Below are 7,859 nucleotides of genomic sequence, written 5' to 3' on the forward strand. Positions count from 1 at the left end.
GAAGGACCTACAACTCGGCGCACTGACCCGTCTTGGGCCCGCTCGCCGAGTTCACCCATCCGTTGTTCACCGGTTCGGGGGTGCTCCCGGTGCACGACAGCGGCCCGCCGACGGTGTTGCCGGCGACGACCGTGCCGCCCTTGTTGTCCACCAGCCGCACGGGCCCGCCGACGGACACCCGTTCCAGTGACACCGGGCCGGTCGCGCCGGTCACGTTCACCGGTCCGCCGACCGAGGTCTCCACCAGCACGACCGCCGCCGCGCCGGTGGCGTTCACCGGACCCTCGACCTTCCCGCCGAACACGTACAGCGACGCGCCCGCCGCCACCGTCACCGGACCGGTCACGGTGGCGCCGTCCACGCACGTCACGCCCGACTCCACGCGCAACGCCCCGACGTGCTCACCGGTCACCGACTTCGAGCACGTCACGAACGGCTTGGCCAGCAGCTCGAACTCCGCCACCGTCACCGAGCCCGGGAACTCCAGCCGGTAGTGCTGGTAGTGACCCGGTCGGGCGATCTTGAACGCCCGCGTCTGCTGCCGCCACGCGAACGCCTCACCGGACCGCTCGTCCACGGTGGTCCAGTTCGTCCCGTCGTACGAGCCCTTCAGCACCCACGAGGTCGGGTCGCCGGCGGCCTTGCCCGACGTCAACGTGTAGAACGTCGCGTCTTCCTTCTTCGACGGCAGGTCCACCTGCAACCACGACAGCGCGCCGGAGGTCTGCGAGGTGTTGTCCACCAACGACGCGGGCGCCCCGGTCACCGTCCCCGACAGCGTCACGTCCCGCAGCGGAGCAGGCGGCGCGGAACCCGTGGTCAACGACGGCGGCGCGGCGTCCGGACCCGTGGCCCACCGCGACGGCGACGAGCCCATGTCGAAGTCCAGCACGCCACCGTTCGCGATCTCCGCGTGCGGCAGGTACGCCTTGTCCCACGTCTTCCCGTTGACCTTCAACGACTGCACGTAGATGTTCTTCGCGGAGTTGGCCGGCGCGTTGATCACGAGCGAGCGGCCGTTGTCCAGGTGCACGGTCATCTTCTTGAACAGCGGCGACCCGATCGCGTACGTCGCGTTGCCCATCTGCAGCGGGTAGAAGCCCATCGCGCTGAACAGCCACCACGCCGACTGCTCGCCGTTGTCCTCGTCGCCGGGGTAGCCCTGGCCGATCTCGCTGCCCAGGTAGAGCCGGGACAGGATCTCGCGCACCTTCTCCTGCGTCTTCCACGGCTGACCGGCGTAGTCGTACATGTACGTGATGTGGTGCGAGACCTGGTTGGAGTGGCCCAGCTGCCCCATCCGCACGTCGCGCGCCTCGGTCATCTCGTGGATCACGCCGCCGTACGAGCCGGGGAACTTCGCCGTCTCCGGCGTGGCGAAGAACTCGTCGAGCTTCTTCGCCAACCCGTCGCGGCCGCCGTACAGGTTGGCCAGGCCCTGCCCGTCGTGCGGCACCGAGAACGCCATGTTCCAGCCGTCGGTCTCGGTGTAGTCGTGGCCCCACTCGCGCGGGTCGTACTCGTCGGTGGGCACACGCCACGTGCCGTCGGGGTTGCGGCCCTGGAAGAAGCCCGTCGACGGGTCGAACATGTGGATGTAGTTCTGCGCCCGGTTCGAGAAGTACTCGTAGGACGCCAGGTACTGCGCCTCGCCGGTCTTCTCGTGCAGCGCCTTCGCCATGTTCGCGATGCCGTAGTCGTTGACGTAGCCCTCGATCGCCCACGACATGCCCTCGCCGGTGGCGGTGGACGTGTAGCCAGTGAAGATCGAGGTGTCCAGGCCCTTGCGGCCGACGCCAGCGTTCGGCGGCGCGACCGTCGCGTTCTTCACCGCCGCCTCGTAGGCCGCCTTGGCGTCGGGCAGGTCGACGCCCTTCACGAACGCGTCCGCGAACGCCACGTCGGAGCTCGTGCCGGTCATCAGGTTCGCGTAGCCGGGCGAGGACCAGCGCGAGATCCAGCCGCCGTCGCGGTACTGCTGCACGAACCCGTCGGCCAGCTCGGCCGCCTTGCCGGGCGTCAGCAGGCTGTACGCGGGCCACGTGGTCCGGTAGGTGTCCCAGAACCCGTTGTTGACGTAGACCTTGCCGTCCACGACCTTCGCGCCGGTCTTGGTGGGCGTGGACGGCCCGGCGGGCTGCACGGGCGACGCGTACTGGTACTCGGGCGCGTCGGCGGTGCCGGTGTTCTCGAAGCCCGAGTTCGGGTAGAGGTAGAGCCGGTAGAGGTTGGAGTACAGCGTGGTCAGCTGGTCCTCCGAGGCGCCTTCCACCTCGACCATGCCCAGCACCCGGTCCCAGGCCTGCTGAGCCCGGTCGCGCACCGAGTCGAACGTGTCCGAGGCGGACACCTCCAGCTCCAGGTTGCGCTTCGCCTGGTCGACGCCCAGCAACGACGTGGCGATCTTCATCGTCACGGTCTTGTCGCCGGAGGTGTCGAACTGGAAGAAGCCCGCCACGTCGTCGCGGCCCGCGCCGGTCAGCCGACCGCTCGACTTCACCGGCTTGTCCACCACGCCGTACACGAACAGCCGCGTCGCGCCGGTCGACAGGCCGCTCTTGACGTCGGAGAAGCCGGTCACCACGCCGGACGCCGGGTCGAGGGTGAGCCCGCCGCTGTTGTTGACGTTGTCGAACACCAGGTTCGAGGTGTCGTCCACGAACGTGAAGCGGAACAGCGCGGCGTGGTCGGTCGGCGCGATCTCGGTGCGCATCCCGTTCTCGAACCGCACGCCGTAGTAGTGCGCCTTGGCGACCTCGTTCTCGTGCTTGAACGGCAGCGCGCGCACCGCCCGGTCGGCGGTCGGCGTGCCTGCGGTCGGCATCACCTGGAACGTCTGCCGGTCACCCATCCACGGGCTGGGCTCGTGGCTCGCGGTGAACGCCTGCAACGTCGGCAGGTTGTCCCGGTTGTTGTTCTTCGCGTACTCGTACAGCCAGCTGATCGAGCCCGCGTTGGTCATGGGCGACCAGAAGTTGAAGCCGTGCGGCACCGCGGTGGCCGGGAAGTTGTTGCCCCGCGAGAACGAGCCGCTGGAGTTCGTGCCGCGGTTGGTCAGCACCCAGTCCGACGGGCGCGGCCGTTCGACCACGACCGGCGCGGACTTCACCTGGACGTCGTCGACCCAGCCGTTGAAACCGGCAGGTCCCTTCGGGTTGTCGTACGCCACCAGGATCCGCTTGATCGTCTTGCCCGCGGCCACCGCGCCGATGACCGAGGCGATCCGGTTCCACTGGTTGGTGTACAGCGACTTCGCCGCGCCCTGGCCGCGCGGTGACAGCTCGAAGCCGTGCTGGTCGCGCGCACCGAGGTCGCTGAGGTAGGTGCCGTCGGCGAACGCGAGGTCGATCGACACGAACGTGGCCGGGTAGTTCAGGTCGTCCGTGGTGAACGACGGGAAGATCAGGTACGACAGCTCGGTGGTCGACGTGACCGGGATGTCGACGTCGAAGACCTTGTTGTAGGAGTAGCCGCGGCCCTCGGCGACGTGCGTGCCCTGGTAGCGCAACGCCTTCACGCCGGTGAACCCGGCGCCCGCCTTGGCGTTGTACCCGCCGTTGGCCCCCTTGCCCACGGTGGTGCGCATGTTCTTCGCCGGCGGGGTGGTGGAGCCGTCGGAGAACTGCACCTCGGCCAGCTGGATGAGGTTCACGCCGCCCGCGGTCGCGGAGATGTCGAGCTGGTAGTGCTTGAACGCCTCGGTGTTGGCGAGGTCGTAGACCTTGGTCTGGAACCGCTCGGCGAACGCCTCGCCGGTGCGCGCGTCGACCGGCGTCCACGTCGTGCCGTCGTGGGAGCCGCGCAGCGTCCAGTCCTTCGGGTCGCGCTCGGGCGCGTCGTTGGCCGAGGACATCGCGTAGCGCTTGACCGCGACGGGCTCGTTGAAGGTGAACCGCGCCCAGCCGGTCGGCGTGAAGGTGAGCCACTTCGACGCCACGTTGGCGTCGACCAGGTTGGCCGCCACCTCGCCGGCGCCGGAGTTCTCGGAGTTGGCCACGACGTCGACCACGCGGTCGGTGACGTTGCCGGGGATGCCGGTGGAGTCCGAGCCGTCGACGCCCGACGTCTTCGGCGTGCCGTCCGGGCCGGTCTCCACGGTGCTCGTCCAGGTCGGCTGCGGCTGCCCGTCCTCGAACGACGTGGCGAAGAGCGTCTCGCTCACGGTTGGCTCCCCCGGTGCGGCGGTCGCGGAGCTCCAGCCTCCCACGCTCCCCAGCGCCAGTGCGATGGTCGAGACGACCACCAGCGATCTCCTGCCCCGCATGTGCCCCATTGCGCACGCCCTTCGCCGTACCGACCCGATCTTTAGCGAAGCAAAGGGCCAGCTGACATCGTTGTCAAGAGTGGCCGCGCAACTTGTCCGCAAGCCTGTCCGGGTGCTGCTCCACCCGATCTACACTCACTCACCGTGACGGCCCCGAACTCGCCCCAGGTGGGCACCCCCGCGGGGATGCGCGTGCTCAACCAGCGCGCGGTGCTCGACCGCCTGCGGGAGGGCGGTCCGGCGACGAGGCCGCAGCTCGCCAAGGACACCGGCCTGTCGAAGCCGACCATCGGCCAGGCGCTGCTCGACCTGGAGCAGCACGGCCTGGTGCGCCCCATCGGCCGCACGTCGGCGGGACCGGGCCGGTCGGCCGTGGTCTACGAGCCGAACCCCGCGGCGGGCCACGTGCTCGGCGTCGACATCGGCAGGCAGCGGATCCGGGTGGCGGTGGCGGACCTGGCCGGTTCGGTGATCGCGCGGTCCGACGAGCGCAACCGGTGCCGCTCGGCGACGGCCCTGGTCCGCACGGTGCGGGAGTTGGCCGAGCGCACGGTGTCCGACGCCGGGCTGACGCCGGCCGACCTGGTGGTGAAGGTCGTCGGCACGCCCGGCGTGCCCGACCCGCGCGACCGGACCCTGCACCACGCGCCGAACCTGCCCGGCTGGGAACGACCGGGCCTGCTGGACGACCTGGAGGCCGCGCTCGGCGCGGGCCTGGTCGTGGAGAACGACGCGAACCTCGCCGCCGTCGGCGAGCAGGCCTACGGGGTGGCGCGCGACGTCGACGTGTTCGTGTGCGTCACCGTGGGCACCGGGATAGGGATGGGGATCGTGGTGGACGGCCGGTTGTTCCGCGGCGCGCACGGCGCGGCGGGCGAGGTCGGCTACCTGCCCTACACCGGTCAGTCCGAAGAGGACGGACGGCAGCGCGGCCAGGTCGAGGCCGCCGCGGCGGCGGAATCCGTGGTGGCGCTGGCGAAGCAGCGCGGTCTGGCGGCGCGGTCGGCGCGGGAGGTGTTCGCGGCGGCGAAGGCCGGTGACGAACGGGCGCTGCTCGCGGTGCGCGACGAGGCGGAGCGGCTGGCGTTCGTGGTGGCCTCGGTGGTGGCGGTGGTCGACCCCGAGCTGGTGGTCCTCGGCGGCGGCATCGGCAGCAACACCGACCTGCTGCAGGAGCCGATGGAGGCCGCGCTGCGGCGGATGACGCCGCTCGCGCCGCGGATCGTGGCGGGCGAGCTGGGTGACGGCGCGGTGCTCAGCGGCGCCATCGCGATCGGGTTGCGGTCGGCGCGCGAGCTCGTGTTCGACCGGCGAGGCAGCGTGACTCTCTGAGAGTAGTCGAGTGACTCTCACCTGCTGATTCACTCGAAAGTTGTAGGTCTCAACTCGCCAGTAACGACGTAGCGTGACAGGAACCTCCTCCTGGAGGGTGTTGTTCCTTCCGCTGTAGTTAGGGGAGTCGAAAGGGGAGTACGGGGGACGTGGTCCCCTTTCGACCGTGCCACGGGGCAGGTGCCGCGCCCGCAAACACCTGCCCCGTGTACTAACTACGTCGTGCGGTGGACGTTCTCCGCGGTGGACGCCCGGTGCGTCGAGTCCGCGATCCACGGCCCCGGGCCGGACGGGTCCAGCACCCCTTCCTCGAGCCACGTGAACCGGCCGTCCAGCACGTGCCGGGCCAGCCTCGCGTCCGAGTCGTCGGAGTTGCGCCACAACCGGTCGAACAGCTCGTCCACCCGCACCCGCGCCTGCGCGGCGAACGCGTCCGCCAGCCGGACCGCCCGGTCGCCGTCCGCCGCCGCCTTCACGCACGCCGCGCTGATGGCGAACAGCTCCGCGCCGATGTCCACGATCCGCGCCAGGAACCGCTGCTTGCGCTCCAGCCGGCCCTGCCAGCGCGACATCGCGTAGAACGTCTGCCTGGCCAGCTTGCGGCTGGACCGCTCGACGAACCGCAGGTGCCCGGCCAGCGGCCCGAACTCGGCGTAGGCGCGCGGCACCTGGCCCTTGCCGACCACCAGCGTCGGCAGCCACTTCGCGTAGAAGCCGCCCGCCTTGGCCAGCGCCTGCGCCTTGCGCTTGGCGTCGGCCTCGGGGTCGATGAAGTCACCGGCGACGGCGAGGTGCGCGTCCACCGCCTCCCGGGCGATGAGCAGGTGCATGATCTCGGTCGAGCCCTCGAAGATCCGGTTGATCCGCAGGTCCCGCAGCATCTGCTCGGCGGGCACGCCGCGTTCGCCGCGGGCGGCCAGGGACGCCGCGGTCTCGTAGCCGCGCCCGCCGCGCAGCTGCACCAGCTCGTCCGCGACCAGCCAGGCCATCTCCGAGCCGTAGAGCTTCGCCAGCGCCGCCTCGATGCGGATGTCGTGCCCGCCCGCGTCGGCCAGCTCGCTGGACAGGTCGAGCACGGCCTCCAGCGCGTAGGCGGTGGCCGCGATGTAGGCGATCTTGCCCGCGATGGCCTCGTGCTCGCCGATCGGCCGGCCCCACTGCACGCGGTGCGCCGACCACTCGCGGGCGATCTTCAGGCTCCACTTCGCCGCGCCCGCGCACAGGGCGGGCAACGACAGCCGCCCGGTGTTGAGCGTGGTGAGCGCGATCTTCAGGCCCGCGCCCTCCTTGCCGATCAGGTTGGCCCTGGGCACGTGGACCCGGTGGAACCGGGTGACGCCGTTCTCCAGGCCGCGCAGGCCCATGAACCGGTTGCGGTTCTCCACCGTGATGCCGGGCGAGTCGCCCTCGACCACGAACGCGCTGATGCCCTTGTCCGGCACGTGCGCCATCACCACCAGCAGGTCGGCCACCACGCCGTTGGTCGTCCACAGCTTCACGCCGTCGAGCACGTAGCCGTCGTCGGTGGGCGTGGCCGTGGTGCCCAGGCGGGCCGGGTCGCTGCCCACGTCCGGCTCGGTGAGCAGGAACGCGCTGATCTCACCGGTCGCGCAGCGGGGCAGGTACTCCCGCTTCTGCTCGTCCGTGCCGAACATCGCCAGCGGCTGCGGCACGCCGATGGACTGGTGCGCGGACAGCATCGCGCCCAGCGCCGGGCTGACCGAGCCGACCATCATCAACGCCCGGTTGTAGTAGACCTGGGACAGGCCGAGGCCGCCGTACTCGCGCTTGATCTTCATGCCGAACGCGCCGAGCTGCTTGAGGCCGGTCAGCACGTGGTCGGGGATGAGCGCGTCGCGCTCGATCTCCGCGCCGTCCACGGAGTGCTCGCAGAACTCGCGCAGGGCGGTGAGGAACGTCTCGCCGCGCTCGCGGTCCTCGGCCGAGCCGCTGGGGTGGGGGTGGATCAGGTCGAGGCGGAAGTGGCCGAGGAAGAGCTCGCGGCCGAAGCTGGGGTGCCGCCACCGGGTCTCGCGGGCCTGTTCGGCCACCTTGCGGGCGGTGCTCTCGTCGACGTGCCGATCGGGATCCACTGCGGTCATCGCTGACCTCCGTGTCGGATTGCCGCTGCTCCGCAGACGGCGGCTCGGTCGCCTGGAACGGTCGACGCGACCTCGCGGACTGGGCCTACCACGCTACTACCGGCGGGTAGCCCCAGTCGGGTGACGCGAAACGGCGGGTGGGTCGCCCGGCGCCGGGCGAC

The 7,859-nt window shown here is 70.6% G+C and carries 3 protein-coding genes; 1 reads left to right on the forward strand and 2 read right to left on the reverse strand.

Annotated features, from left to right (window positions below):
• Positions 1 to 7: 7 nt before the first annotated feature.
• Positions 8 to 4,273 carry a GH92 family glycosyl hydrolase gene (locus ABTZ99_RS19135; RefSeq protein WP_499612663.1) on the reverse strand — a complete coding sequence of 1,422 codons (4,266 nt, stop codon included), beginning with the start codon at positions 4,271 to 4,273 and terminating at the stop codon, positions 8 to 10.
• 177 nt (positions 4,274 to 4,450) lie between these two features.
• Here ABTZ99_RS19135 and ABTZ99_RS19140 point away from each other — a divergent pair, with 177 nt between their 5' ends.
• On the forward strand, positions 4,451 to 5,596 hold the full coding sequence (locus ABTZ99_RS19140; protein WP_498775221.1) for an ROK family transcriptional regulator: 1,146 nt from the start codon (positions 4,451 to 4,453) through the stop codon (positions 5,594 to 5,596).
• Between the two features lie 215 nt (positions 5,597 to 5,811).
• On the opposite strand, the gene ABTZ99_RS19145 is transcribed toward ABTZ99_RS19140, so the two are convergent.
• On the reverse strand, positions 5,812 to 7,698 hold the full coding sequence (locus ABTZ99_RS19145) for an acyl-CoA dehydrogenase family protein (protein WP_499612665.1): 1,887 nt from the start codon (positions 7,696 to 7,698) through the stop codon (positions 5,812 to 5,814).
• Between the last annotated feature and the right edge of the window lie 161 nt (positions 7,699 to 7,859).

Origin of the sequence: Actinosynnema sp. NPDC002837, assembly GCF_040295345.1 — a bacterium.
GTDB lineage: Bacteria > Actinomycetota > Actinomycetes > Mycobacteriales > Pseudonocardiaceae > Actinosynnema.